The organism is Ruegeria sp. AG1, from assembly GCF_056541705.1.
In genome coordinates, this window is the sequence record NZ_JBQFYU010000014.1 from 31,424 (window position 1) to 57,854 (window position 26,431).

25 protein-coding genes are annotated in these 26,431 nt (G+C 59.2%); 7 read left to right on the top strand and 18 right to left on the bottom strand.

What is annotated here, in order from left to right; genetic code table 11:
• Positions 1–65 precede the first annotated feature (65 nt).
• The 3 genes from ACR0B5_RS19465 to ACR0B5_RS19475 all read left to right on the top strand — a co-directional run bounded on the left by ACR0B5_RS19465 (position 66) and on the right by ACR0B5_RS19475 (position 2,636).
• On the top strand, positions 66–455 hold the full coding sequence (locus ACR0B5_RS19465) for a hypothetical protein (protein WP_480542888.1): 390 nt from the start codon (positions 66–68) through the stop codon (positions 453–455).
• A gap of 64 nt (positions 456–519) precedes the next feature.
• A complete protein-coding gene (locus ACR0B5_RS19470; RefSeq protein ID WP_480542732.1) occupies positions 520–1,902 on the top strand; it encodes a leucyl aminopeptidase family protein in 1,383 nt (460 codons plus the stop codon).
• The gene (locus ACR0B5_RS19475; RefSeq protein WP_480542734.1) at positions 1,899–2,636 is read left to right on the top strand and encodes a C40 family peptidase; all 738 of its coding nucleotides are present in this window, start codon (positions 1,899–1,901) and stop codon (positions 2,634–2,636) included. Before ACR0B5_RS19470 ends, ACR0B5_RS19475 begins: the two co-directional genes overlap by 4 nt.
• Here ACR0B5_RS19475 and ACR0B5_RS19480 read toward each other — a convergent pair.
• From ACR0B5_RS19480 to ACR0B5_RS19525, 10 genes are all read right to left on the bottom strand, one after another.
• Positions 2,633–2,983 carry a DUF2794 domain-containing protein gene (locus tag ACR0B5_RS19480; RefSeq protein WP_170380289.1) on the bottom strand — a complete coding sequence of 117 codons (351 nt, stop codon included), beginning with the start codon at positions 2,981–2,983 and terminating at the stop codon, positions 2,633–2,635. The two genes, ACR0B5_RS19475 and ACR0B5_RS19480, sit on opposite strands and share 4 nt — an antisense overlap.
• A 73-nt stretch (positions 2,984–3,056) precedes the next feature.
• Positions 3,057–4,721: an ABC transporter permease gene (locus ACR0B5_RS19485; RefSeq protein ID WP_480542736.1), complete on the bottom strand. Its 1,665-nt coding sequence runs from the start codon at positions 4,719–4,721 to the stop codon at positions 3,057–3,059.
• A gap of 115 nt (positions 4,722–4,836) precedes the next feature.
• Entirely contained in the window at positions 4,837–6,054 is a 1,218-nt protein-coding gene (locus ACR0B5_RS19490; RefSeq protein ID WP_480542890.1) for a phenylacetate--CoA ligase family protein, read from the bottom strand.
• A 19-nt stretch (positions 6,055–6,073) separates the two neighbouring features.
• Positions 6,074–6,907 carry an ABC transporter ATP-binding protein gene (locus ACR0B5_RS19495; protein ID WP_170380267.1) on the bottom strand — a complete coding sequence of 278 codons (834 nt, stop codon included), beginning with the start codon at positions 6,905–6,907 and terminating at the stop codon, positions 6,074–6,076.
• Between the two features lie 72 nt (positions 6,908–6,979).
• A complete protein-coding gene (locus ACR0B5_RS19500) occupies positions 6,980–8,263 on the bottom strand; it encodes an ABC transporter substrate-binding protein (RefSeq protein WP_480542738.1) in 1,284 nt (427 codons plus the stop codon).
• 75 nt (positions 8,264–8,338) lie between these two features.
• On the bottom strand, positions 8,339–9,415 hold the full coding sequence (locus tag ACR0B5_RS19505) for a branched-chain amino acid ABC transporter permease (protein ID WP_170380265.1): 1,077 nt from the start codon (positions 9,413–9,415) through the stop codon (positions 8,339–8,341).
• Positions 9,416–9,418: 3 nt separating this feature from the next.
• A complete protein-coding gene (locus ACR0B5_RS19510) occupies positions 9,419–9,676 on the bottom strand; it encodes a hypothetical protein (protein WP_170380264.1) in 258 nt (85 codons plus the stop codon).
• A 2-nt stretch (positions 9,677–9,678) separates the two neighbouring features.
• Positions 9,679–10,665 (bottom strand): branched-chain amino acid ABC transporter permease, encoded by a 987-nt coding sequence (locus ACR0B5_RS19515; RefSeq protein WP_170462900.1) that lies wholly within the window; start codon positions 10,663–10,665, stop codon positions 9,679–9,681.
• A gap of 29 nt (positions 10,666–10,694) precedes the next feature.
• Entirely contained in the window at positions 10,695–11,513 is an 819-nt protein-coding gene (locus ACR0B5_RS19520) for an ABC transporter ATP-binding protein (protein ID WP_170380262.1), read from the bottom strand.
• Between the two features lie 79 nt (positions 11,514–11,592).
• Complete coding sequence (locus ACR0B5_RS19525) at positions 11,593–13,536, bottom strand: AMP-binding protein (RefSeq protein ID WP_170643494.1); 1,944 nt, start codon at positions 13,534–13,536, stop codon at positions 11,593–11,595.
• Positions 13,537–13,924: 388 nt separating this feature from the next.
• On the opposite strand from ACR0B5_RS19525, the gene ACR0B5_RS19530 reads away from it, so the two are divergent.
• Entirely contained in the window at positions 13,925–14,335 is a 411-nt protein-coding gene (locus ACR0B5_RS19530) for a nuclear transport factor 2 family protein (protein WP_170550672.1), read from the top strand.
• A gap of 91 nt (positions 14,336–14,426) precedes the next feature.
• Here ACR0B5_RS19530 and mutT read toward each other — a convergent pair whose 3' ends face one another.
• The 3 genes from mutT to ACR0B5_RS19545 are packed head-to-tail and all read right to left on the bottom strand — an operon-like array spanning position 14,427 to position 16,903.
• Positions 14,427–14,825, bottom strand: coding sequence for an 8-oxo-dGTP diphosphatase MutT (gene mutT, locus ACR0B5_RS19535; RefSeq protein ID WP_480542741.1), 399 nt, complete (start codon positions 14,823–14,825; stop codon positions 14,427–14,429).
• Entirely contained in the window at positions 14,822–16,048 is a 1,227-nt protein-coding gene (gene argJ / locus ACR0B5_RS19540; protein ID WP_480542743.1) for a bifunctional glutamate N-acetyltransferase/amino-acid acetyltransferase ArgJ, read from the bottom strand. Before argJ ends, mutT begins: the two co-directional genes overlap by 4 nt.
• Before the next feature lie 6 nt (positions 16,049–16,054).
• A complete protein-coding gene (locus tag ACR0B5_RS19545; RefSeq protein WP_170640958.1) occupies positions 16,055–16,903 on the bottom strand; it encodes a peptidylprolyl isomerase in 849 nt (282 codons plus the stop codon).
• A gap of 176 nt (positions 16,904–17,079) precedes the next feature.
• Between ACR0B5_RS19545 and secA the strand changes: the two genes are divergently transcribed.
• The 3 genes from secA to ACR0B5_RS19560 all read left to right on the top strand — a co-directional run bounded on the left by secA (position 17,080) and on the right by ACR0B5_RS19560 (position 22,387).
• Positions 17,080–19,797 carry a preprotein translocase subunit SecA gene (gene secA, locus ACR0B5_RS19550; RefSeq protein ID WP_480542746.1) on the top strand — a complete coding sequence of 906 codons (2,718 nt, stop codon included), beginning with the start codon at positions 17,080–17,082 and terminating at the stop codon, positions 19,795–19,797.
• A 100-nt stretch (positions 19,798–19,897) separates the two neighbouring features.
• Complete coding sequence (locus ACR0B5_RS19555; protein ID WP_480542748.1) at positions 19,898–20,806, top strand: hypothetical protein; 909 nt, start codon at positions 19,898–19,900, stop codon at positions 20,804–20,806.
• Between the two features lie 24 nt (positions 20,807–20,830).
• Positions 20,831–22,387 (top strand): phosphate ABC transporter substrate-binding/OmpA family protein, encoded by a 1,557-nt coding sequence (locus ACR0B5_RS19560; protein ID WP_480542749.1) that lies wholly within the window; start codon positions 20,831–20,833, stop codon positions 22,385–22,387.
• Positions 22,388–22,578: 191 nt separating this feature from the next.
• Here ACR0B5_RS19560 and radC read toward each other — a convergent pair whose 3' ends face one another.
• Genes radC through ACR0B5_RS19585 form a run of 5 tightly spaced genes read right to left on the bottom strand, consistent with a single transcriptional unit; the run spans position 22,579 to position 26,430 of the window.
• On the bottom strand, positions 22,579–23,334 hold the full coding sequence (gene radC / locus ACR0B5_RS19565) for a RadC family protein (RefSeq protein WP_170462892.1): 756 nt from the start codon (positions 23,332–23,334) through the stop codon (positions 22,579–22,581).
• Between the two features lie 36 nt (positions 23,335–23,370).
• Positions 23,371–24,105 (bottom strand): ABC transporter permease, encoded by a 735-nt coding sequence (locus tag ACR0B5_RS19570; RefSeq protein WP_480542751.1) that lies wholly within the window; start codon positions 24,103–24,105, stop codon positions 23,371–23,373.
• On the bottom strand, positions 24,102–24,827 hold the full coding sequence (locus ACR0B5_RS19575; RefSeq protein ID WP_480542753.1) for an ABC transporter ATP-binding protein: 726 nt from the start codon (positions 24,825–24,827) through the stop codon (positions 24,102–24,104). The genes ACR0B5_RS19570 and ACR0B5_RS19575 overlap by 4 nt, the downstream gene beginning before the upstream one ends.
• On the bottom strand, positions 24,824–25,498 hold the full coding sequence (tenA, locus tag ACR0B5_RS19580; protein ID WP_480542755.1) for a thiaminase II: 675 nt from the start codon (positions 25,496–25,498) through the stop codon (positions 24,824–24,826). Before tenA ends, ACR0B5_RS19575 begins: the two co-directional genes overlap by 4 nt.
• Entirely contained in the window at positions 25,495–26,430 is a 936-nt protein-coding gene (locus ACR0B5_RS19585) for an ABC transporter substrate-binding protein (RefSeq protein WP_480542757.1), read from the bottom strand. The genes tenA and ACR0B5_RS19585 overlap by 4 nt, the downstream gene beginning before the upstream one ends.
• Position 26,431 lies beyond the last annotated feature (1 nt).

A 26,431-nucleotide genomic window follows, 5' to 3' on the forward strand; every position in this document is an offset into this window, starting at 1 on the left:
GCAAGGTTTTGCAAAGGAATTGACAGCAAGGATCAATGCCACGCCGTGGGGGCGATCAAACTAGGGTGAATGTGGTGGAAAACATACTCAGGCTTGAACACAAGGAAACCGTGCGACTGGATCCGGATCGCCTCAGCGGGCTGTACCGGCAATTGGGCGACAAGAACGCGTTGGACGTGCTGTGCCGCACGGTCGAGGAACTGGCCGTGCGTCTTTCGAATTGCGAACGGCATTGGCGGCAGCGCGATTGGGAGGCATTGCGCAAATGCTCCAAATCGCTGGTGGCGATCGCCGATCAGATCGGAATGACGGCGCTGGCGCGGGTTGCGGGTGATGTCACTGGTACTGTGGATGCGGGTGATGCTGTTGCAGCAGGTGCAACGCTGGGGCGGTTGATCCGGGTTGGAGAGCGCTCTCTGACCGCGATCTGGGATCAGCAGGACCTTTCGGTGTGACGGGGGTTGCGGGCAGGCCGCAGGCGGATAGTCTGGTCGCAAATTCACTCAGCCCGAGACGACTATGACCCTCAGCTATGCTCAACCCTCTGACACCTCTGTACCGCTGCATGTGGTGGCGCAACCTGATCTGGACGATTGGCTGGCCGGTCAGTCCGATCACATCCGAAATTGGGTTGCGGCAAACGGGTTCAAGGGCGCGCTGGGTCAGGTCCTAACGGTGCCAAGCACGGACGGCGGCGCGGGGTTTGCGCTGGCCGGGTACGGGACCGAGGGCAAGCGCGCCCGCAAGCGGTTCCCTCTGGCCGCTGCGGCGGATGCGCTGCCCGAAGGCAGCTATCACATCGCGGCGAGCGTCCCGACGGAGCATCTGGAGATGGAATGTCTGGGCTGGTTGCTGACCGGCTACGCCTTTGATCGCTATGCCCCTCAATCCGCCACCAAGGCGCGACTGGTTGCCCCAGAAGGCGTTGATGCCCCGCGGTTGGAGGTACTGGCAAATGCCGAGGCACTGATCCGCGATCTGGTCAACACGCCAGCCTCCGATATGGGGCCGGATCAACTGCAAGCGGCAGCCGAAGCGCTGGCGGACGAATTCGGAGCCACCTGCAAAACGATCACCGGCGACGCGTTGCTGGAGCAGAACTTCCCGATGATTCACACGGTCGGGCGGGCCGCAGATCAGGCCCCGCGTCTGATCGAGATGAATTGGGGCGCGACCGGACCGACGCTGACGCTTGTCGGCAAGGGTGTGTGTTTCGATACCGGCGGGCTGAACCTGAAACCGGGCGCGTCGATGGGTCTGATGAAAAAGGATATGGGGGGTGCCGCCAATGTGCTTGGCCTTGCCCGGATGATCATGGCGCTAAACCTGCAGCTACAGCTGCGGGTGCTGATCCCGGCGGTTGAGAATGCGGTGGCTGGAAACGCCTTCCGTCCCGGAGATATCCTGACCTCTCGTAAGGGTTTAACGGTCGAGATCAACAACACCGATGCCGAGGGACGGCTGGTTTTGGCCGATGCGCTGGCGCTGGCGGATGAGGGGAAACCGGACCTCGTGATCTCGATGGCAACCCTGACAGGCGCGGCGCGCGTGGCCGTGGGGCCCGATCTGGCGCCGTTCTACACCGATGACGACCGCGCCGCCGGGGCGCTGAGCAAAGCTGCCGCCCAAGCCGCTGATCCGGTCTGGCGCATGCCGTTTCACACACCCTATGAGACGATGATCGAACCCGGTATCGCCGATCTGGACAACGCGCCCTCGGGCGGTTTCGCAGGCTCCATCACCGCAGCCCTGTTCCTGCGCCGTTTTGTCGAGGACAGCAGCTACATGCATTTCGACATCTATTCCTGGCAGCCCAGCAAACAACCGGGTCGCAGTAAGGGAGGGCTGGGGCAAGGCCCACGCGCCCTACTGACCGCACTGCCCGAGATTTTGGGCCTATGACCCGCCTGCGCGTCGCGGACCCCGTCATTGACCTGCTGCGCAGCCCCGATGGCTCGCGCGATCGCCAGTTGCTGTTCGGAGACACGGTACAGCTTACAGAACAGCAAAACGGGTGGAGTCATATCAAGGCGGACAAGGACGACTATGTCGGATGGGTTCGCTCGGCCCAATTGGGGCCGAAGGGGACCGCGACCCATAGGATTATTGCACCTGCCACGCATGCCTATGAGCAGGCGGATATGAAAACCCGCGATCTGGCCTCGCTGAGTTTTGGCAGCTCCGTACACGCGCTCTCCCAAGCGGATAGGTTTGTTGAAACTGAACTGGGCTTCATCCCAAAAACCCACACGGCCCCGATTGCCGAATTGAACCGTGATCCTGTCGCTGTGGCCGAGTTGTTTCTGGGCACCCCATATCTGTGGGGCGGCAACAGTCGGTTCGGGATCGACTGTTCTGGACTGGTTCAGGTGGGGTTGCTGGCCTGCGGTATGGCGTGTCCCGGCGACAGCGGCGATCAGGAAAAGGCCCTTGGTATCAATCTGCCCGAAGGATCAGAGGCCAAACGCGGCGATCTATTGTTTTGGAAAGGCCATGTCGCATGGGTTTCAGGACCGAATATGCTGTTGCATGCCAATGCGCATCACATGGCGGTCGCTTACGAGGCCTTGGATCAGGCCATCACGCGCATAGAGACGCAAGGCGACGGGCCTGTGACGGCCCATAAAAGGCTCTAATCCGGGGAAACTGAGCGGATCAGCTTGCGCTCCAATACCCGCAAGACCGTGCGCAGGTCATGGCCGCGTTTCAGAATCCGTCCGTCCATCCCCACAACGGAATACATCCCCTGCTTTTGGCGCAGACGGGGGTGCTTCTCGATCCGGTAGATCGGATGCTCGGCGGTCCGTCGGAAGATCGAAAAAATCGCCATGTCGCGCAGGTTGGAAATTCCATAGTCGCGCCATTCTCCGGCGGCGACCATCTTACCATAGACGGACAGGATATGGGACATCTCGCGCCGGTCGAACGCGACGGGCATCTGGGCCGAGTTTGTTGGGAACCGGCTGGGAGGCTGCATGTTCATACCCTAAGCCTTGCCGGAAAACGCGGCTGAATCAAGCCCGATGCGCAAGCGGGCCACAATTCGTCAACGGGTGTTACCGCCGTCCGACTCGTCGACATATCAGGATCACAGGCAGTAACCCAACGGCCAGAATGACCAAGGATGGTACCGCCGCCCCCTCGAGCCGCTCGTCCGAGGCCAGCCGGTAGGCCTGCACTGCCAACGTGTCAAAGTTGAAAGGGCGCATGATCAGCGTTGCGGGCAATTCCTTCATCACGTCGACAAAGACGATCAACAGGGCCGTCAACAATGAGGGCGTCAGGATCGGCAAATGCACCCGCCTTAGCGTGCCCAGAGGCGTTTGCCCCAAGGACCGGGCTGCGGCGTCCATATTGGCGTGAACCGTACTCTGCCCGCCTTCATAGGCACTTAGGGCTGCCGCAAGGAACCGCACCATATATGCCGCCACCAGCAGCCAGATGGACCCGGTCACCAGCAGGCCCGTCGATACATCAAACGTCGCGCGCATCCACGCGTCCAACGAATTGTCAAAGCTGGCAAAAGGCACCAGCAGACCAACGGCGATCACCCCGCCCGGCACCGCATAGCCTAGCCGCGCGATATAGCCCGCGATGGTCGAGGGCCGCCCCGGTCTCAAGCGCTGAAAGAACCCAACGCTGACGGCCGCAATAACGGTAATGACAGCAGCCGTCCCGGCGAGGATAAGCGAATTCTGAATGAAGCCGAGGTAGCGAGGCGACAGTAGGTTCTGCTCAGACTTCAACCCCATCTCGAACAGAACAACCACCGGCAGCAGGAAACCAAAAAACACGGGAATGGCGCAGAGGGCAAAAGCCCCAATCGCGCGCCATCCAGTCAGTTGCGCTGCGGGCAGAGCCGCATGTTGCTTGCCCGCCTGATAATACTTGGCCTTGCCGCGCCGCGTGCGTTCAGCCACAGCCAATACAAGCGCGAAGGTCAGCAAGCAAAAGGCCAGTTGCGCAGCCCCGGCGCGATCACCCAGCGAAAACCAACTGGTATAAATGCCCGTGGCGAAGGTCTGGACACCGAAATACGAGACGGTTCCGAAATCGGCGATGGTCTCCATGATCGCCAGAAGAACGCCTCCGGCAATGGCAGGACGCGCCATCGGCAGCGAGACCCGCCGAAACGCCAGCCAGGGGCTGTTTCCCAACGCCCGTGCCGCCAGAAACGCGGTGGCGCTTTGCTGCAGGAACGCCGCCCGCGCCAACAGGTAGACGTAGGGGTAAAGCACCAGCGTCAGCATCACCGCCGCGCCCTCGGTCGAGCGGATTTCGGGGAACCAGTAGTCGCGCGGCCCCCAGCCCGTCACATCGCGCAGCGTGGCCTGCACGATACCGGGATGGTCCAATATGAACGTGTAGGCATAGGCCAAAACGTAGGCCGGGAAGGCCAATGGCAGGACCAGCGCGATCTCCAACAGGCGCACCCCGGGGAACCGCGTCATCGTCACCAGCCAAGCGGCTCCGGTCCCGATGCTGAACGTGCCCACGGCCACCAGAACCACCAATATGGCGGTGGTCATCGTGTAGCGGGGCAGCACGGTTTCTGCGAGATGCGAGATGGTTTCCGTGCCACCGGTCAGCGCCGCCAGAACCACCGCGACCATTGGCAACAGACAGGCCGCCGCCACGACATAGGCAATACCCGCCAAAAGCCGCGTGCCACGCACACCGCGGTTTCGTGATCCATTTTCAGAATATTCGATCTGGGCCATTTTCCGGGCTTGTAAGGGACGAGGGCGTCCTCTTTCTCGACTAAAACGCTAGGAAACGCCAGTGCCCAGAACAACAAATCTTGCAACAAATCTGCGGCATCAAACGCCGCAGATCTCAGTCATAGACGCGCTGATCCTCAATCACCAGACCATCCTTAGGCAGGGACCCGGGGGCCACAACCTCGATTACGCCTTTCAGCTTCAGCACCTCAGCCACGGATTTCGCATAAGCCGTGTCATCGCCACCCGCGCTTTCGATCTGGACGGTCATCGTGTCCATCTCACCCTGACGGGCTGCGATCACGCGGGCTTTGACGATCTCGGCATGTTTGTCGACCAGCGCGGCCACCTGCTCGGGCCGGACGAACATGCCCTTGATTTTGGTGGTCTGATCGGCGCGCCCCATCCAACCCATGATCCGAGCGTTCGTACGACCGCACGGCGACTGACCCGGCATGATGGCCGACAGGTCGCCGGTCGCAAACCGGATCAGCGGGTAGTCAGGGTTGAGAGAGGTCACCACGACCTCGCCAACCTCACCGGGCGCAACCGGAGTTCCGGTGCCAGGGGTGACGATTTCGACGATGACGTGTTCGTCCAGAATCATCCCCTCCATCGCCGCGCTTTCATAGGCGATATTGCCAAGATCAGCCGTGGCATAACATTGCAAACAGGCGATGCCGCGATCCGCGTATTCCTGCCGCAACGAGGGGAACAGCGCGCCCCCACCCACAGCGGCCTTTGAGAAACTCAGCGCAACGCCCATGGCATCGGCCTTGTCCAGAATGACCTTCAGATAGTCCGGCGTGCCCGCGTAGGCCGTGCATCCAACGTCGCGAGCCGCGGTCACCTGCAGCTCGGTCTGGCCGGTTCCGGCAGGCAGAACAGCCGCACCAACCGCACGTGCGCCGTTTTCAAAGATCATGCCCGCAGGCGTCAGGTGATAGCCAAAGCAATTCTGAACGATGTCGCCCGCGCCAACACCGGCGGCGTTCAGGAAGCGACCCATGCGCCACCAATCGTGGTCGGTGCTGCCCGGCTCATAGATCGGGCCGGGGGATTGGAACACATGGTGAAAGTGCCGCGCCGGTTTGACTGTAAAGCCGCCAAAGGGCGGGCGCTCTCCTTGCGCGCGGGTCAGGTCCGACTTGCGCAGCACCGGTAGCATGGGCAGGTCTTCGGCCGTTTTCACCGTATTAGTGTCTGTTTCAGCGAAATGCGCCATGAACCCCGGCGCAGACCGCGCCCGCTCCAGTTGCGCCTGCAGCGCCACCGCCTGATCCGAGGCGCGCTGATCCGCCGAGCGCGTTTCGAGTGCGTCGAAATAGGTCATCGCCATATCCTCCATCAGATCACAACCACCGTTTGCGGCGGCGATATGAGCGCACATCGCGAAAGCTTTTGCGGCCTTCATCCGACATGCCGAGATAGAATTCCTTCACATCCGGGTTCTCACGCAGTTCAGCAGCAGGGCCGTCCATCACCACGCGACCGGATTCCAGAATGTACCCGTAGTGCGCAAATCTGAGCGCCACGTTGGTGTTCTGCTCGGCCAACAGGAACGAGACACCCTCTTTCTCGTTCAGATCTCTTACAATGCCGAAAATCTCTTCGACCAGCTGCGGGGCAAGCCCCATTGAGGGTTCATCCAGCAGGATCGTCTCCGGCCTTGACATCAGCGCGCGGCCCATCGCGACCATCTGCTGTTCCCCGCCCGAGGTATAGCCAGCCTGACTTTTGCGGCGTTCTTTCAAGCGCGGGAAGTAGTTGTAGACCAGCTCCAGATCGCTCTGGATCGCGGCATTACCGTCCTTGCGGGTATAGGCCCCGGTCAGCAGGTTTTCCTCGACCGTGAGGTGCTCGAAACAGTGGCGCCCCTCCATCACCTGAATGACGCCTTTTTCCACCAGATCCGCCGGGTCGCTTTCATGCACGCTTTGACCGCGATATTTGATCGAGCCCTTGGTGACCTCGCCCCGTTCGGAATGCAGCAGGTTCGACACTGCCTTGAGCGTCGTGGTTTTGCCCGCGCCATTCCCCCCCAGCAGCGCGGTGATGCCGCCTTTGGGAACCGTCAGGCTGACGCCCTTCAGCACGAGGATCACGTGATTGTAGATCACCTCGATATTGTTGACCTCAAGCAGGGTTTCCGCCTGCACATCCGTGGTTTGGGCCGCATCCAGCATCAGCGCCTATCCTCGTTCGCGTGTTCGGGTCAGGGCGGCAGCAAACCGCCGCCCCGCTTGGTTCAGAGCGCTTTAGTTGCAGCGCGTTTCGATATTGTTTTCAGCCGCATAAGCCGCTGAGTCTTCTGCGATCAGAGCGTTGATGACTTCGGCATCTGTCGGTTTGAAGTCCTGAACCGGGTTCCAGGTTCCGGCTGCTGCATCCCACTGGACCACGCCTACAAGACCGGGGCCGCCATGGTTTTCACAGGAAACAGAGAATTCCGGTCCGAAACCAACCATGCCCAGACCTTCCATCTTGGCATTGGTGATTTCCAACGCTTCCATGCCATCACGCATCATCGACGCGTCGATCTCGGCCGTGCCGTGCATCTCCTGCGCAGTCTTTACCGCCTCAGCCGCCAACATCGCAGCATAGAGACCGCGGTTGTACTGAACCGTACCCAGCTGATCACCTGCGCCTGCGGCTTTACCGGCATCGACGACATATTTCTGCAGATCGTCATAAACCGGATAGTCCATACCAAGGCCCGTGAAGGTCAGGGCCTTGTAGCCGGTGGCCTTTTCACCCGCGGGCTCGACATCGAATTCAGCACCTGACCACCAGACGCCAATGAAGTTCTCCATCGGGAAGCGAATGTTGGCCGCTTCCTGAACCGCAACTTGGTTCATGACGCCCCAGCCCCACATGATCACAAAATCGGGCTTTTCGCGGCGGATTTGCAGCCACTGTGACTTCTGCTCCTGACCTGGGTGGTCGACGGGCAGCAGAGACAGCTCATAGCCGTGCTTTTCGGCCAGCGTTTCCAGGGTGCGGATCGGCTCTTTGCCGTAGGCAGAGTTGTGGTACACCAGCGCGATTTTCTTGCCGCTCAGGTCTCCGTCGTTTTCATCCAGCAGATAGTTGATCGCGCCCGAAGCTCCGTTCCAGTAGTTGGCCGGATAATTGAACACGTGGCTGAACACCTCGCCATTCGCAGCCGAGGTCCGGCCATATCCCATCGTGTGCAGCGGGATGCCATCTGCCGTCACTTTCGGAATCAGCTGATAGGTAATCCCAGTGGAGAGCGGTTGATAGACCAGCGCACCTTCGCCTTTGGTCGATTCATAGCATTCCACACCTTTTTCAGTGTTATAGCCGGTTTCGCATTCGATAACCTTGGCCGGAACACCCCCGATGCCGCCATCGCGTTCATTCAGCAGGGTGAAATAGTCGGCGTAACCGTCAGCAAACGGAATACCGCCTGCCGCGTAGGGACCCGTCCGGTAGCTGAGCGACGGGAACACAAGGTCGGCCATGACCGGGCCTGCGGCCATCACGGCGCCCAGCGCCAGGGTTGCCAGTTTCTTGTTCATCGGGTGTCTCCTCCCTTGATTGATCCGATGGTGGGTTCGGGCGTTTGCACCCGTCTTTTTTGATTGGGCCTGTCCCTAGTGCGGGAATGGCCAGAGTCTGAGTTTCTCCTTGGCGACACGCCACAGCTGCGCCAGACCGTGGGGTTCGAGGATCAGGAACATGATGATCAGCCCGCCTACGATCACGAGGTTTAGGTGCGCCACGATGTCCGTGGGCCAACCCAGCAGGTCTACGCCGATCAGCTTAAGGACGACTGGCAACAACACAAGGAACGCAGCCCCTGCGAAGGATCCAAAAATAGACCCTAATCCGCCGATAATGACCATGAACAGCACCAGAAATGATTTCTGGATGCCAAAGACCTCACCGACTTCGACTGCGCCCAGATAGACCGCAAAGAACAGCGCCCCTGCGATGCCGACGAAGAATGAACTGACGGCAAAGGCGGTCAGTTTGGCCTTGAGGGGGTTCACGCCGATGATCTCGGCAGCGATGTCCATGTCGCGGATCGCCATCCAGGTCCGGCCCGTGGTGCCCCGCGTCAGGTTGCGTGCAAGGATGGCGCAGACGGTCAGAAAGATCAGGCAGAACAGATATGTCGCCCATGCCGGAGCATTCGGGCCGGTGATGATGATACCAAACACATCCCGTTCCGGCGCGTTGATCTGCCCCGAAGCCGAATAGTTGTAGAACCATGGAACTCGGTTGAAGAGCCACACAAGGAAGAACTGCGCCGCCAGCGTCGCCACGGCCAGATAGAAACCCTTGATCCTGAGGCTCGGCAAGCCGAACAACACGCCCACAAAGGCCGTGATACCTCCAGCAAGGATCACGTGGATGAACATGCTGACATCCGGGAAAGCAGTCATCAGCTTGTAGCAGGCATAGGCACCCACAGCCATGAACCCTCCGGTCCCCAGCGAGACCTGCCCGCAATAGCCCACAAGGATGTTCAGCCCGATCGCCGCGATGGCATAGATCAGAAAGGGCAGCAGTAGCGCGTTGGCCCAATAGTCGTTGATGATGAAGGGAATGATCCCGAACGCAACCGCCAGCACGACATAGTAGCGATACCGGTCAAACTTGATCGGGAAAGTCTGGCTGTCAGCAATGTACGAGGTTTTGAAATCCCCGGCCTCACGATAGAACATGTCTTACTTTCCCCATTCTTCCTGCGCCCGGTTCCGGGCCGCGGCGTCCAATTGGTTTGAGCCCTTGGCATATCCGCTCGCCTCAGACGCGCGGACCAGTTTCAAATAGGCCAGAACGCCCATGATCAGACCTGCAAAAGCCAGGATTGCCGCGATAGTCAGCTGGCCTTCGGAAAGATCGTCGGAGGTGAGGGCGATATAACCAAACGCCCAGAACCCGGCCCATGCGATGACATTGATGATGGCGATCAGCTTGGTCATTGCTAAACTCTCTCGATGATCTTCTCGCCGAACAGGCCCTGAGGTCTGAACACGAGGAAAATCAGCGCCAGCACGTAGGCAAACCAGTTCTCCGTTGCGCCGCCCAGCGCTGGTCCCAAGGCGAATTCGAATAGCTTCTCGCCCACACCGATGATCAGCCCGCCGACGATGGCTCCGGGGATCGAGGTGAAGCCGCCCAGCATCAATACCGGCAAAGCCTTGAGCGCGATCAGCGAAAGCGAGAACTGAACGCCCGATTTGGTGCCCCACATGATCCCTGCGACCAGAGCGACGAACCCGGCGACGGACCAGACCATGACCCAAATGAAGTTCAGCGAAATCCCAACCGACAGCGCCGCCTGATGGTCATCTGCAACAGCGCGCATTGCCCTGCCCTGTTTGGTGTACTGGCTGAATGCGACCAGAGCTGCCACCAGAAGCGCGGCAATGATCGTAGCCACGATGTCCAGATTATCGATGAAGAAGCCGTAGTCGAAGATGTTATAGGTCGTTTCATCAATCCACAGGTTGATGCCCTGGGGCAGACCCACATCCAGCGTCTTGATCTCAGACCCCCACATCAGGTCGGCAACGCCTTCAAGGAAGTAAGCCAGACCAATGGTAGCCATGAACAGAATGATTGGCTCCTGTCCGACCAGATGGCGCATGACGAAGCGCTGCACTGCCCAGGCCAGCAACACCATCACCGCCATGGTCAAAAGGATCGCCAAAAGCGCAGGCACGTTCCAGCCGAAATAGTGGATATGCGTCCCGAAAATCGCATTGATCAGATGGGCAAACGGCACTTGCCCCTTCATGATCCCAACCAGCGTCATCGCCGCAAAAAGCGCCATAACCCCCTGGGCATAATTGAAAATCCCCGAGGCCTTGTAGATCAGCACAAAGCCCAGCGCGACCAGCGCATAAAGCACCCCGGCCATCAGACCGTTGAGGATGACCTCCATCGCAAATACGAGTTGTTCAGGCATAGATGCCTCCCCAATTTACTACCCCGATGTCAGTCATGGCTGACCCCCAGATAAGCGTCGATGACCTCTTGGTTGTTGCGCACCTCATCGGGTGTGCCGTCGCCAATTTTCTTGCCGTAATCCATCACGACGACCCGGTCGCTCAGGTCCATCACCACGCCCATGTCGTGCTCAATCAGAGCAATGGTCGTCCCAAATTCGTCATTCACATCGAGGATAAAGCGGCTCATGTCCTCTTTCTCTTCGACGTTCATGCCCGCCATGGGTTCATCCAGCAGCAGCAGCTTCGGCTCCGCCGCCAGAGCACGCGCAAGCTCCACCCGTTTTTTCAACCCGTAAGGCAGGCGCGACACCGGCGTCTTACGGATGTGCTGGATCTCGAGGAAGTCGATAATCCGCTCAACCGCCTCACGATTCTCGGTCTCCTCGGCCTCGGCTTTACCCTTCCACCACGCCTGTTGAAGGATATTGGTCTTCATAAAGCTCAGGCGTCCGGTCATGACGTTGTCCAGAACGCTCATGCCTTCAAACAAGGCGATGTTCTGGAAGGTCCGCGCAATCCCCTGCTGCGCGACCTCAAACGGCCGCATCGGAGGACGCTTGGAGCCGTGGAACCAAACCTCACCCTCCTGCGGGACATAAAACCCCGAGATCACATTCAACATCGAGGACTTACCCGCGCCGTTCGGCCCGATAATGGCACGGATTTCACCCTCTCGAATATCGAACGAGATATCCTTGATCGCCACCACGCCGCCAAAACGCAGGGTGATGTTCTTCATCTCCATCACCACACCGCCGATCTTGCGGCCGTCTTCGGTGACATATCCTTCGGAATTATCCAGCATCAGCCTCTCCCAGACTTACGCAAAAACGGGACGGCGGGCGGGGCGATGACCGCAGGTCGAGCGGCGCTCGAACGGCCCATCATTCCGCCGCGACCTTGTGCTGCGCGACCGACACAACCGGCGCATCAACGATCTCAAGCGTTGCAGAAATCGACCCTTTGCGCCCATCCTCATAGGTCACTTCGGTTGTCGTTGAAACGCTCGAGGACCCGTCATAAAGCGCGGCGATAATGTCGTGGAACTTGTCCTCGACAAAGCCACGCCGCACCTTGCGGGTCCGGGTCATCTCGCCATCATCGGCGTCCAGTTCCTTGTGCAGAACCACAAAGCGATGCACCTGACAACCCGACAGCATCTCATCCGCTGCGACCGACTTGTTCACCTCTTCCACGTGGGATTTGATCGTCTCTAACACACGCGGATGGCCCGCCAGTTCCTGGTATGACGCATAAGCCACGTTGTTACGCTCAGCCCAGTTTCCGACCGCCGTCAGGTCGATATTGATGAAGGCCACGCAGCGATCCTTGCCGTTCCCAAACAGCACAACCTCTAGAATATCGGGATAGAATTTCAGTTTGTTCTCGACATATTTCGGCGCGAACATCGACCCGTCAGCCATTTTACCCACATCCTTAGCGCGGTCGATGATCCTCAAATGGCCCGAGCTTTCCTCGATGAAACCGGCATCCCCAGTCGCAACCCAACCCTCAGCATCCTTGGTCGAGGCCGTCGAGTCCGGGTTGTTGTAATATTCGACAAACACACCGGGTGAGCGGTAGTGGATCTCGCCCGTATCGTCGATTTTCAACTCGACCGCAGGGGCCGGAACGCCGACCGTATCCGCGCGCACCTCGCCATCCGGCTGTTGCGTGATAAAGACGGTCGCTTCGGTCTGACCATAAAGCTGTTTGAGGTTGATGCCCAAAGAGCGATAGAAATCAAAGATTTCCGGCCCGATAGCTTCACCCGCGGTATAGCCTACGCGGAACCGTCCGTATCCAAGCGTATCCTTCAGCGGGCCATAAACCAGCATATTGCCCAGCGCATATCTCAGCTTGTCGCCAAAGCCCACCGGCTTGCCGTCCAGCAGCAGCCCCCCGACCTTCTTGGCATGGGCCATGAAGTGGTGGAACATATTGCGCTTCAGCTTACCCGCATCCTCCATCCTGATCATCACATTGGTCAGCTGCGTTTCAAAAACACGCGGAGGGGCAAAGAAATAGGTCGGTCCGATCTCGCGCAGGTCCGTCATCATCGTGTCGGCGCTTTCGGGGCAGTTCACGCAGAAGCCGCACCAATAGGCCTGACCGATCGAGAAGATGAAATCACCCACCCAGGCCATCGGCAGGTAAGACAGAATGTCTTCGTTCCGCGTCAGATGATCGAACTCGGCCGAGTTCTTGGCGCTTTCAATGACATTCCGGTTTGACAGCACAACACCCTTGGGCTTGCCCGTCGTGCCGGAGGTGTAGAGCATCACGCAAGTATCGTCATAAGTAATCGCCGCGATGCGCTTGTCCAGCTCGGTATCGAACCGCGCGTGCCCAGCGCTGCCTTCGGCCGTGATGTCTTCAAGCGCGTTCATCTGAGAGTGGTCATATTTCCGCATCCCGCGCTTGTCGGTATAAAGTATGTGTTTGACCTGATGCAGGTTTTCCTGAATCTCGATGACCTTGTCGACCTGTTCCTGATCACCGCAGACGACAAATTTCGCGCCGCAATGCTCAAGTACATAGGCCATCTCTTCGGCGACCGAGTCCTGATACAGAGGCACCGGAACCGCGCCCACCATCTGTGCGGCCACCATCGACCAGTAATGCGCCGGACGGTTGCGGCCGATGACGGCGATGTGGTCGCCCTTCTCAACGCCCAACTCCAGGAACCCAAGCGCGATGGCGCGGATTTCCTTAGCGGCTTCCGCCCAGGTCCAGCATTGCCAGATCCCAAATTCCTTTTCCCGATAAGCCGGGGCATCCCCGAACTCTGTCGCATTGCGATGTAGCAGCGCCGGAAGAGACGTCATCCCTTCGGCGCCCAACTGCGTCTGAGCCAATCTCTTTCTCCTCCCCACCCGACCCCTCCCCGGGTCGGAAACGGCGGGTCCGGGATGGTGCCCGAACGCCAATGCCCCGATTAGGAGCACAGTCACGATCAGCGTCAAGTTTTGCCTGATGTTTTCTCAATTCTTACGAATTGTAACAGGGTCAGACGGACTCGTTTCGCACGATCGAACATGCGCTCTAAAGTTCAGCGCAATCGAATATCTGCACACATTTGAGCATACGTCACTCCAGCGCGGCCTTGCAGGTTTATCCTGGGCCATTTTGAGATACACACGTTTCAGCGTACTCTGATTGGTGTTGGGTGACTGAGTGGCCAATTTAGTTGGCCGTTGTTTAAGGGGGAAACCAATGTCCATTCAAAAAACTGCACGAGAGTTCTTTGAGGCATGCGAAACCGGCAAAGGCTGGGACGGCTGTAAGGACTTCTGTCACGACGGGGCCACATTTTCAGCGCAAGCCGATGCTCTGGTCGATGTGACGACACTAGAAGGCTACGCCGACTGGATGAAGGGGCTGCTAAGTCCGATTCCAGATGGGCACTATGAGCTAAAATCTTTCTCGACTGACGATGAACGTGGAATCGTGAATGCATTTGCTGTTTTCCACGGAACCCATTCAGTAGATGGTCCGGTTCCGGCCACCGGCAAAACAATCGCGGCCGACTACGTTTACGCGATTGAATTCGATGGCGACAAAATTCGGCATATGACGAAAATCTGGAACGATGCGCATTCCTTGAAACAGCTTGGCTGGGCTTAACATTCGAAGATAGGAAACCCTGCGGAAAATCCCGCTGGGTTTCTTTTCTATTCTTTCATTTGGAGACCTTAACTCTGGTTTTGCCAGATGTTCACAACCAATCCCGCAGTATCGGAATCAGCGGTACATCCGCCGCTGGCATCGGATAATTGCGCAGATCACTAGCCCGCACCCATTTCAGCGCCTGACCTTCTTTGGACTGCGGTATCCCCTCCCATTTGCGGCAGGCAAACAGCGGCATCAGCAGGTGGAAATTGTCATAGCTGTGGCTCGCGAAGGTCAGCGGCGCGAGGCACGAGGCCCAGGTGTCGATACCAAGTTCCTCGTGCATTTCGCGGATCAGGGCGGCCTCGGGGGTTTCGCCGGGTTCGATCTTGCCGCCGGGGAATTCCCAGAGGCCAGCCATGGATTTGCCCTCGGGACGTTGGGCCAGCAAGACGCGGCCCTCGATGTCGATCAGAGCGACTGCAGATACCAGAACTGTTTTCACGAGCGATAGTCCGCGTTGATCTCGATGTAACCATGGGTCAGGTCGCAGGTCCAAACGGTGGATTGCCCCTCGCCCAGCCCCAGATCGACTGCGATCACAAGATCTTGGCCATTCATGTAGGCGGCCGCGTCTTCTTCACGATAGTCAGGGCTGACCCAGCCTTTTTCTGCGACCAGAATATCGCCGAAGGAAATGCTCAGCAGGTCGCGATCGGCCGCGGCTCCGGATTTGCCGATGGCCATGACGACACGGCCCCAGTTCGGGTCCTCACCCGCGATGGCGGTTTTAACCAGAGGGGAGTTCGCAATCGCCAACCCATGCACCTTGGCATCTGCGTCCGAGGCGGCTCCGTTCACGCGGATTTCCACGAATTTGGTCGCCCCTTCACCGTCGCGCACAACCTGCTGCGCGAGATCCAGCATCACGGTTTCCAGCGCTTCGGCGAAGGCCGCATTGCCCGTAGCATCAACACCTGAGGCTCCGGTTGCGCACAGCAAAAGGCTGTCCGATGTCGAGGTATCGCTATCGACGGTGATGCAATTAAAAGTCCGGTCTGTCTGCGCGCCCAGCATGGATTGCAGCGCTGATTGGTCAACCACAGCGTCGGTGAAGATGTAGACCAGCATCGTCGCCATATCGGGCGCGATCATGCCGGACCCCTTGGCAATCCCGGCAATAGAGACTGTTTTGCCGTCAATATCGACCTGAGCCGACGCCCCTTTCGGGAAGGTATCAGTGGTCATGATCGCCCGCGCTGCGTCCTCGATCGCGTGACGGCTGAGACCGGATTTCAGCGCCTCAAGTTGAGAGACGATGCGATCATGCGGCAGAGGCTCTCCGATCACGCCGGTGGATGAGGTGAAGACCCTCTCAACCGGAACGTCGGTTGCCTTGGCAACCGCTTGCGTCACCTCAGCGACCGAGTCTTGGCCGTAGTGGCCGGTGAAGGCGTTTGCATTTCCCGAATTCACCAAAATCGCCGCTGGTCCATCGCTGGCGCCGCCGATCTTGTCCTGACAGTCCAGCACCGGAGCGGCGCGCGTGGCCGAGCGCGTAAACACCCCTGCCACGGACGTTCCGGGATCGAGAACCGCCAACATGACGTCGGTCCGGCCTTTGTAGCGCACGCCCGCCTCAACGGTTGCAAAACGCACTCCGTCAATTGCGGGCAGGTCAGGGAAACCGGCAGGGGCCAGTGGCGAGGTTTTGGTGATCGTGGCCACGGGCGTTTACTCCTGAATCAGGTCCAACTGGCGGATGACTTCAGGACCAACCCCTTCAAGGGCGGTGCGCTCGATCTGAGCCTGTTGGGTCAACTCATCAATACGGGCCTGAATAGCCTCTTGCTGAATAGTCTGGGCCAGTTCATCGCGCACGGCCTCAAGCGCGGGGGCTTCAGATTTGCGCTTGTCGTTCAGGATCACCAGATGCCAGCCGAACTGCGTTTGTACCGGGTCTGAGATCTGACCTTTTTCAAGGCCCAGCACAGCGTTTTCAAACTCGGGCACCATCTGGCCCTTGCCGAACCAGCCCAGCGCACCGCCATTGGGGCCGGACGGCCCGGTCGAATGCTCGCGCGCCATCTCGGCAAAATCCGCGCCGTCATCCAATTGCGCCTTGAGGGCTTTGGCCTCGTCCTCGGATTCAACAAGAATATGGCTGGCGTCGAACTCGTCTTCGCCTTCAAATTCGGCGAATTGCGCGTCATAGGCCGCTTGTACTGCCTCATCCGTCACAACATCGTTGGTCAAGGCGTTTACAGTCTGCACCGCCAGCAAAGAACGTGTCTCATTGTCCAGCGTCAGCGCGTTTTGCTGGGTCAGCTCTTCCTGCTGTTGGCCCAGCAATTGCTGTTGGATCAGCTGTTCAAGCACGAAATCATACAGCACATCATCCTCAATCTGCTGATATTGCTGCGGCAACGCCGCAACGGTGGCGACAACGTGACCCAATGTGATCTCGTCCCCGTTGACCGTGGCCAGAACGGTGCCTGCATCGGGCTTGGTTTCGGCGGCCAGCGGCAGCGCCATCACGGCGGTCAAAGCCAGCGATGGCAGAAAAGTGAGGCCTTTGGGCATGGAATCATCCTATTTCTTTGCCGCGACAGGGCGCAGCGTTGACACTTCAGAACCTGCCGCTTACATCGCTTTGAAGCCTTGGACAGGGCCGCCTTTCACCCCCCGTATCTATGGGTTGCGCGCAAGGTGGGCAAGCCTGTCGCAACCAAGACAAGAACAGATCCGCTGGAGTGAACATGCTGGGACTCGGAACGCTCGCCAAAAAGGTGTTCGGAACACCGAACGACCGCAAGATCAAGGCGACCCGCCCCCTGATCGAAAAGATCAACGCGCTGGAACCCGAGTTCGACAAACTCTCTGACGAGGGTCTGATCGAAAAGACCGCCGAACTGCGCAAACGTGCGCTGGATGGCGAGAGCCTCGATGACCTGCTGCCCGAAGCTTTTGCGAACGTGCGCGAAGGTGCCAAACGCGCGCTGGGTCTGCGGGCCTTTGATGTGCAGCTGATGGGCGGCACCTTCCTGCATCAGGGCAATATTTCCGAGATGAAGACGGGTGAGGGCAAGACACTGGTCGCAACCTTCCCCGCTTACCTGAACGCGCTGACCGGCAAAGGCGTACATGTCGTCACGGTCAACGAATACCTGGCCAAACGGGATGCCGAATGGATGGGCAAAGTCTTTGCCGCGTTGGGTATGACCACTGGTGTGATCTGGTCGGGCCAGCAAGATGCCGAGAAGAAAGCCGCTTATGCCTGTGACGTGACCTACGCCACCAACAATGAGCTTGGCTTCGACTATCTGCGCGACAACATGAAGGCCGATATGGCCGATATCTATCAGAAATACCACAATTTCGCGATTGTGGATGAGGTCGACTCGATCCTGATTGATGAGGCGCGGACGCCGCTGATCATCTCGGGTCCGGCGCAGGACCGTTCGGACCTGTACACAGCGATTGATGCGCTGATCCCCAGCCTGAGTGATGATCACTACTCGCTGGACGAAAAATCCCGCAACGTGACCTTCACCGATGAGGGCAACGAGTTTCTGGAACAGCAACTGATCGCCGCGGGCCTGATCCCCGAGGATCATTCTCTGTACGATCCCGAAAGCACCACCGTGGTGCATCACGTCAATCAGGGCCTGCGTGCGCACAAGCTGTTCCAGCGCGACAAGGACTATATCGTGCGTGACGGCAACGTGGTGCTGATCGACGAATTCACTGGCCGTATGATGCCGGGCCGTCGCCTGTCGGAAGGTCTGCACCAAGCGATCGAGGCGAAAGAAAACGTCCAGATTCAGCCTGAGAACGTGACTCTGGCCAGCGTGACCTTCCAGAACTATTTCCGCCTCTATGACAAGCTGGGCGGCATGACTGGGACCGCGCTGACCGAAGCCGAAGAATTCCAGGAAATCTACGGTCTGGGCGTGGTCGAAGTCCCCACCAACCGTCCGATTGCACGTCTGGACGAAGACGATCAGGTCTATCGCACTGCGATGGAGAAATACGGTGCGATTATCTCTGAGGCGAAGAAGGCCCAGGAAAAGGGCCAGCCGGTTCTGATCGGCACAACCTCGATCGAGAAATCCGAAGTTCTCAGCCAGATGCTGACCAAGGAAAAGATCGAGCACAACGTTCTGAACGCCCGCCAGCACGAACAAGAAGCCCAAATTGTGGCCGATGCGGGCCGCTACGGTGCGGTTACCATCGCCACCAACATGGCCGGTCGTGGTACCGACATTCAGCTGGGCGGCAACGTCGAGATGAAGGTTCTGCAGGCCCTGGCCGAAAACCCCGAGGCCGACCCAGCCGAGCTACGCGCCGCGGAAGAGGCCAAGCACGCCGAGGAAAAACAAAAGGTTCTGGATGCGGGTGGTCTGTATGTTATGGCCTCGGAACGCCATGAAAGCCGCCGCATCGACAACCAGCTACGGGGCCGGTCAGGCCGTCAGGGCGATCCGGGACGCACGGTATTCTACCTGAGCCTCGAAGACGATCTGATGCGCATCTTCGGCTCGGAACGTCTGGACAAGGTGTTGACCACACTGGGCATGAAAGAGGGCGAAGCGATCGTTCATCCTTGGGTCAACAAATCGCTGGAACGCGCGCAATCCAAGGTCGAAGGCCGCAACTTTGACATGCGCAAGAACGTTCTGAAATTCGACGACGTGATGAACGATCAGCGTAAGGTGATCTTCAGCCAGCGGCGCGAGATCATGTCAGCCGACGACCTGTCCGAGATCGTCTCGGACATGCGCGAGCAGGTGATCGACGATCTGATCGACGAATATATGCCGCCAAAATCCTATGCAGATCAGTGGGATACCGATGGGCTGCATGAGGCAATCAAAGAAAAGCTGACCATCGATGCCCCGGTTCAGGACTGGGCCGCCGAAGAAGGCGTAGATGACGAACAGGTGCGTGAGCGTCTGGTTAAGGCCGCCGATGAGATGATGGCGCAAAAGGCGGTCGCTTTCGGCCCCGAGAACATGCGCAACATCGAAAAACAGGTTCTGCTGCAGACCATCGACGGCAAGTGGCGCGAGCACCTGCTGACGCTTGAACATCTTCGCTCGGTCGTTGGATTCCGGGGCTACGCCCAGCGCGATCCGCTGAACGAGTATAAGAACGAAAGCTTCCAGCTGTTCGAAGGCATGCTGGACAGCCTGCGCGAAACCGTAACTCAGCAATTGTCGCGCGTGCGCCCGCTGACCGAAGAAGAACAGCGCGAGATGCTGGCGCAGATGGCGGCCCAGCAAGCGCAAGCGCAGCAAGCAGTTGATCAGGCCGCAGGTGCCGCAGAAGCCAAGGCCGAGGCCGTCGCGTCGGGCGATGCACTGCCCGGCTTTGACGAGAATGATCCGTCGACCTGGGGCAATCCATCGCGCAACGATCAATGCCCCTGTGGCTCAGGCAAGAAATTCAAACACTGCCATGGCAGATTGACCTAACGTCAACAAATACCAGTCACAATCGCTCCGCTTCGCGGCCACAAATTGGCCGCGATTTTTAACGAGAGTGCGACTCGCTCCTTCAACTGGGGAGGGTGTTTTGTTCGTAGTCAGAAATTACGTGACCATGTGCGGCACGGTCGCCTGTGCCCTAGGTATTGGTTACCTGATGCAATATGGTGCGCCTGCGCAGCCGAATGGTGCGCAAGAACCCGTCGCTGTGGCCTCGGTCGCGGATCAGGCCTCGGTCATTGCCGGGCTTGAGCGTATCGTGCAAACCTCTTCCTCTGACGAGACCCCCTCTCAACCGATTGAGCGCCCTGCGCCGAAGGCCGCCCAAAAGCACACCAATTGCAGCATTAGCGCGCGTGCCACCGCCCAAATGGGTGCCAATGCACGTCTGCGGATCAAGGCCCCCTGCCGCAGCGACGAACGTGTTGAGATTCACCACAGCGGTCTGACGCTGACACAGCAAACCGACGAAAACGGTGCCTTGGACCTGACCATCCCGGCCCTGTCCGAATACGCCATTTTCCTGATCTCATTCGAGGATCAGACCGGCACGGTCGCCACCACTCACATCATGGACATTGACCAGTTCGACCGGGTCGCGTTGCAATGGCAGGGTCAGACCGATCTGCAAATCCACGCCTTGGAGTTCGGTGCCAGCTATGGTGAGCACGGGCATATCTCGGCCAATAGCGCATCGCAGGGCGCGGGTTCCGTGGTCCATCTGGGAAGTGCGGGCTTCCATGATTCACAGAATATCCAGATTTACTCTTTCCCGGCTGCGCGTTCGGAACAATCCGGCTCGGTCGCTTTGACGGTTGAAACCGAAGTGACTGAGGCCAATTGTGGCCGCGATTTGAACGTCCAGTCTTTGGAACTGCGCAGTGATCGCCGGCTGCGGTCGCGCGATCTGATCCTGACGATGCCGATGTGTACCGAAGTCGGTGAGTTTCTAGTGTTGAATAATCTGTTTCAAGACCTGACAATCGCGGCAAATTAAACCGCAGGCAGGCTCGACCTTCTCATGACACTTTTTCGTGCGGCGCTGGCCGTACTGTTTTCTGTTTCGCTGGCTGTTTCAGCCGCAGCGCAGGATATTGTTCTGACATCGCATGATGGCAAGATCGAAGTCTCCGGCACCCTGCTGGGCTTTGACGGTGAATTCTACCGGGTCGACACCCAGTTCGGAGAACTGACAGTCGATGGCTCTGGCGTCACATGCGACGGCCCGGCCTGCCCCAGCCTGACCGATTTCGTGGCCGAGGTCCGGTTCTCGGGATCATCCGTCATGGCCGAGACGGTCCTGCCTGCCCTGATCATCGGCTTCGCCCGACAAGAAGGTCTGACAGCAACCCCATCGCGCGTGGATGAACGCAGCTTTGCCTATGAGCTGCGCCAGCCAGACCGCACGGCCCCTCTCGCCCACCTGTTCTTTCGCGTTGGAACGACGGATCAGGGGTTTGCCGACCTGATGGACAACGACGCTGATATCGTGATGGCGCAACGCGAAATCCGAGATGAGGAACGCGACGCGGCTGAGGCCGCGGGTCTGGGCGATCTGACCCATCCCCGCCGCGCGCGGATTGTAGCACTGGATGCGATCGTCCCGGTGGTTGCGCCAGAGAACACCGTTCAACAGATCTCACCTACGGATCTGGTCCGTGTTCTGTCGGGCGAGATCACCAACTGGACAAATCTGGAAGGGCCGGACGCTCCAATTGCCCTTCACATGCCGGACGCCGGGTCAGGCTTGTCTCAGGATGTCGAGGATCAGCTACTCTTCCCCGCTCAGGCAGTGCTGTCCGAAGGCGTTCTCCGCCACCAGCGCAATCGCGATCTTGTTCAAGCAGTGGCCAACGACCCGTTCGCGATCGGCATCACGACGCAGGCGGCCTCGGGCCCGACCCGCGCGCTGCCCTTGGCCGGAGGCTGCGGACATGCGCTTGCGGCGACCCGCCAGTCGATCAAGACCGAGGACTACCCGCTGACCTCTCCGATGTTTCTCTACCTGCCGCAACGCCGCCTGCCACGGATCGCACGAAAGTTTCTGGCCTATACCCGCTCAGCCGACGCGCAGATGGCCATACGGAAGGCCGGGTATGTGGATCAGGCGACCGAGAACCTGCCCATGTGGCTGCAGGGGGATCGGCTCGCCAATGCCATCGTTTCTGGTGGAGCCGAGGTCGGACTGGAAGAGCTTCAACACATGGTCGAAACTCTGCGGCCATTGTCTAGACTGTCAATCTCCTTCCGGTTCGAGCCGGGAAGCTCTCGCCCGGATGCGCAATCGCGGTCCAACATTCTGCAATTGGCGCAGGCGCTTGAATCCGGCAGTTTGACCCCTCGCAAGCTTGTCTTTGCCGGGTTCAGCGACGGCGATGGAGGCGCCAGCGCCAATGCACGGATCGCCCATCGCAGGGCACAAACCGTGCGTAATGCGGTTCTGGCCGCCATTGAAACCGAAATCCCAGACAGTATCGAGATCACAACCCAAGGCTTCGGAGAAGCGATGCCCATGGCCTGCGATGACACGGAATGGGGCCGAAAAACAAACCGCCGGGTTGAGGTTTGGGTGAACTAGGGAGTTGCGATGTCGGACATAAACTCGGACGAAACCGCCTCCGCAGTGAATGAAGGTGCAGCGCATCCTATTTGAGACAACGTGGTCGAAAGCGGGAAACCATCCTCAAAGATTTGGGTCGGCCAAAGTGGAACCCTTAGCTCGGACGACCAATTCAGCTCCTAGGGCAGACCCCTGTAAAACATCTCCCGTCACAAATACCCCTCGGACCGAAAGCTCAGCTCGGTTGATTTTCCGATAATTAGATGGTCATGCAGCGTCAGCCCCAAGGCCGTGCAGGCATCCTGAATGCGGTTGGTCATGTCGATATCCGATTGCGACGGCGTCGGGTCGCCGGAAGGATGGTTGTGCACCAAAATCAGGGCCGAGGCGTTCAGCTCCAGCGCTCGTTTCGCCACCTCGCGCGGGTAGACCGGTACGTGATCGACAGTGCCCTTCGCCTGCTCTTCATCCGCGATCATCACGTTCTTGCGGTCAAGATAGAACACACGAAACTGCTCGATCTCTCGATGCGCCATCGTTGTGTGGCAATAGTCCAGCAAAGCGTCCCAGCCGGAAATCACGTGGCGCTGCATCACCCGTGCGCGGGCCATGCGATGGGCGCAGGCCTCGAGGATTTTCAGATCGGTGATGACCGTTTCCCCGACGCCTTTGATTTGACGCAACCGTTCTTCAGGCGCAGTCAATACGCGGTTGAAGTCCCCGAATGTATCCATCAGCAGCCGGGCCAGAGGTTTCACATCCTGACGCGGGATGGATCGGAACAACACCAGCTCCAGCAACTCATAATCCGGCATAGCGCCCGAGCCGCCGGACATGAACCGTTCGCGCAGCCGCTTGCGATGGTCTTTGATGTAGGAGGGTAACCGACCCGTCGGCAGCGGCTGCGCTGGCGCTTCGTCCGTATCGAAAAGCATTGGGGCTTCGGCAAAGGCGTCCTGTGTCATGGGCCTCACCTTGGCGCAGAATCGGTTTCTGAAAGGTTAACGCGCCTCACCGGCCATGCGGGCTGTGGCGCGGCGTACAAGGATGTGCAGAAGGATCGAGAACACGCCCAGAGTCAGCATGGCCGCGAACATCAGATCGGTCTTGGCCCGGCCATTGGCCAGTAGCATCAGGTAGCCCAACCCTTGAGACGAGCCGACCCATTCGCCAATCACCGCGCCAATCGGCGCATAGACCGCAGCCAACCGCATCCCCGAGGCCAGCGAAGGCAGCGCCGCCGGGATACGGATGTGCCACAGGACCGAACGCGGGCTAGCCTGCATCGTACGCGCCAGATCGAGGTACCCGGGCGGGGTCCGCATCAGACCGTCAAAGAAGGATGAGGTAATCGGAAAGTAGATGATCAGCACCGCCATCGCGACCTTCGACCAAAGGCCATAGCCCAGCCACAGGGTCAGCAGCGGCGCCAGCGCAAAGACCGGCAGAGCCTGCGTGAAAACCAGCATCGGCTGCACCAGCACCCGTGCGGCCCGCGAATTGGCCAGTTGCAGCGCGGTGACGACGCCTAGAACGGTTCCCACCGCCAGGCCGATCACGACCTCAACCGCGGTAATCCAAGTGTGTTCCGCAATCACCCAGCGGTTCTGCCACCAGGTCTCAGCCACAAGCGCCGGACCGGGCAGGATGAATTTGGGCAGGCCCGTCAGGCTGACAATCGCTTGCCAGACGGCCAGAGCGAACAGGGTTGCGGCGAGAGCAGAGAGGAGTTTCATGCCGCCTCTCTCAACAGTTTCAGCAGCGCGCCTTGGGTTTCCAATGTCTCCAAGTCATCCACATGGCGCGGAGCGGGCGCGGCAGGTGGAGCACAGGGCGTCAGCCCTTGCTGCGTCATCACGACGATGGATTGGCCCAGACGTGCTGCCTCGGCTGGGTCGTGGGTGACCAGAAGGACTGTTCGGCCCTGCAGCGCCTCGGCGGCCAGATCCTGCATGTCTGCGCGGGTGCGCGCATCGAGGGCCGAGAACGGCTCATCCAACAGCACGATGGGGCGATCTTCCATCAGGGTCCGCGCCAAAGCGACGCGCTGTCTCTGGCCGCCAGACAGTTCCGACGGTTTCTTGGCCATGTGGTCTTGTAAGCGCATCCGCTCGATCAGACGGTCCCGGCGATCCAGATCAGGTTTCTCACCCCGCAATCGCGCGCCGAGCGAGACGTTTTGCGCCACCGTCGCCCAAGGCAGCAGCAGGTCGTCCTGCGCCATATAGGCCACGCGAGTCGGGACCGTTTGGCCATCGCTGGCCGATATCTGACCAGTGAAATCCGCGCCTGTCTCCAGCCCGGCGATCAGGCGCAGAACCGTGGTTTTGCCAACGCCCGATCCACCCAACAGGCAGGTCCACTGCCCTGCCCCAAGGGTCAGGGTCAGCGGTGCGAATAAGGGCGTATCGCCAATGCTCCCGTGTCCGCTGATGGTGAGATCGGGCGCCGGGGTCATGGGGTCAGACCCATTTGCCAGAAATTGACCTCCAGCTCGGTGGCGGTTCGGAAGGTTTGGCACAGACGACCCCAACGCGGGGAGGCCTTGAAATCTGCCCCAATCCGTCGTGTTAGAGCCGAATCCAGCAGTTCGCCGACCGCCTTGCACGCGCCCTGGTAGTCCTCACCAGCATAGGTATTGATCCAGTCGCGATAGGTGTCCGAGGTCGCTTCAGCAGCGAGTCGAGACCCGATTTCTCCGTATCCCATGACACAAGGCGAAAGCGCGGCCAGCAGGTCCAGCAGATCGCCACTATACCCGGCCTCAAGCACGAAGCGCGTATAGGCCAGATTTTCGGCACGTTCCGGGGTCGCAAACAGCTCCTCCTGAGAGATCCCAGCCGCTTCGCAGATACCGATATGCAGCTGCATCTCTTCGGCAACCAAAGCGTTCACGGTGCCCACAGCCGTCAGCATTTCGGAATGCGTTTCCGATTTCACCACCGCCAGCGCCCAGGCGCGGCTGAAATGGATAAGGAACACATAATCCTGACGCAGGTAGTGCAGGAATGCCTCTCGGGGCAGAGAGCCGTCTTTCATCCCTTCGACAAAGGCGTGACGGGTGTAGTCCTGCCACGGCCCCTGCGCTGCATCACGCATCAGCGTGAAGGCTTTGCCATAGTCGCTCATTGCGCGGTCACGTCGATGGTGATGTCGCTGACCGGCAGAACGCTGTCGATCATGCCGCTTTCGTTCAGGAAGGTCTCAAATCGGGCATAACGGCCTGCATCAAAACCCGCCGGGCGCAGAGCAAAGCGCGGCAGGGTGTCGACCCAAGCGCGAGCATTCAGCTCATCCTGCAACTCGGGCGAAGTCGTGGCGAAAATCTCCCAGCTTTTTTCGGGGTTGTTGACAATGTACTGGGTCGCTTTTTCGGTCGCCGCCAGGAAACGCGCGATCTTATCCTTGTCCATCGTCTCGGGGTTAGCAACGTAGATCAACTCGTCATAGGACGGCACGCCCTCTTCCTCGATATAGAAGCAGGTGCCGGGACGGCCTTCGATATCCATCTGGTTCAACTCGAAGTTCCGATAGGCGCCGATCACCGCGTCCACCTGACCGGTCATCAGCGACGGCGAGAGCGAGAAGTTCACGTTGATCAGTTCAACGTCGTCCAGCGCCACGCCATATTTGCCCAGAACGGTGGTCAGAACAGCCTCTTCCACGCCAGCAACCGAGAAGCCGATTTTCCTGCCCTTCAGGTCCGCAGGCGACTTGATCGGGCCGTCTTCCAGAACCAGCAGACAGTTCAGAGGGGTCGCGACCAGCGTGCCGACGCGTTTCAGCGGCAGGCCTTCGTGGATCTGCAGGTGCAGCTGAGGTTGATAAGAGACGGCCAGTTCGGCCTGACCAGCAGCCACCAGACGCGGCGGAGCGGAAGGATCGGCGGGCGGAACGATCTCAACCTCGAGGCCTTGCTCGGCGAAATAGCCGTTTTCCTGCGCCACGATGATGGGCCCATGATCGGGGTTGATGAACCAATCCAGCAGAACGGTCATCTTGTCTTCGGCCCAGGCCGGCGCAGCGGCCAGAAGGGCGATGGCTGTCATCAGCTTTTTCATG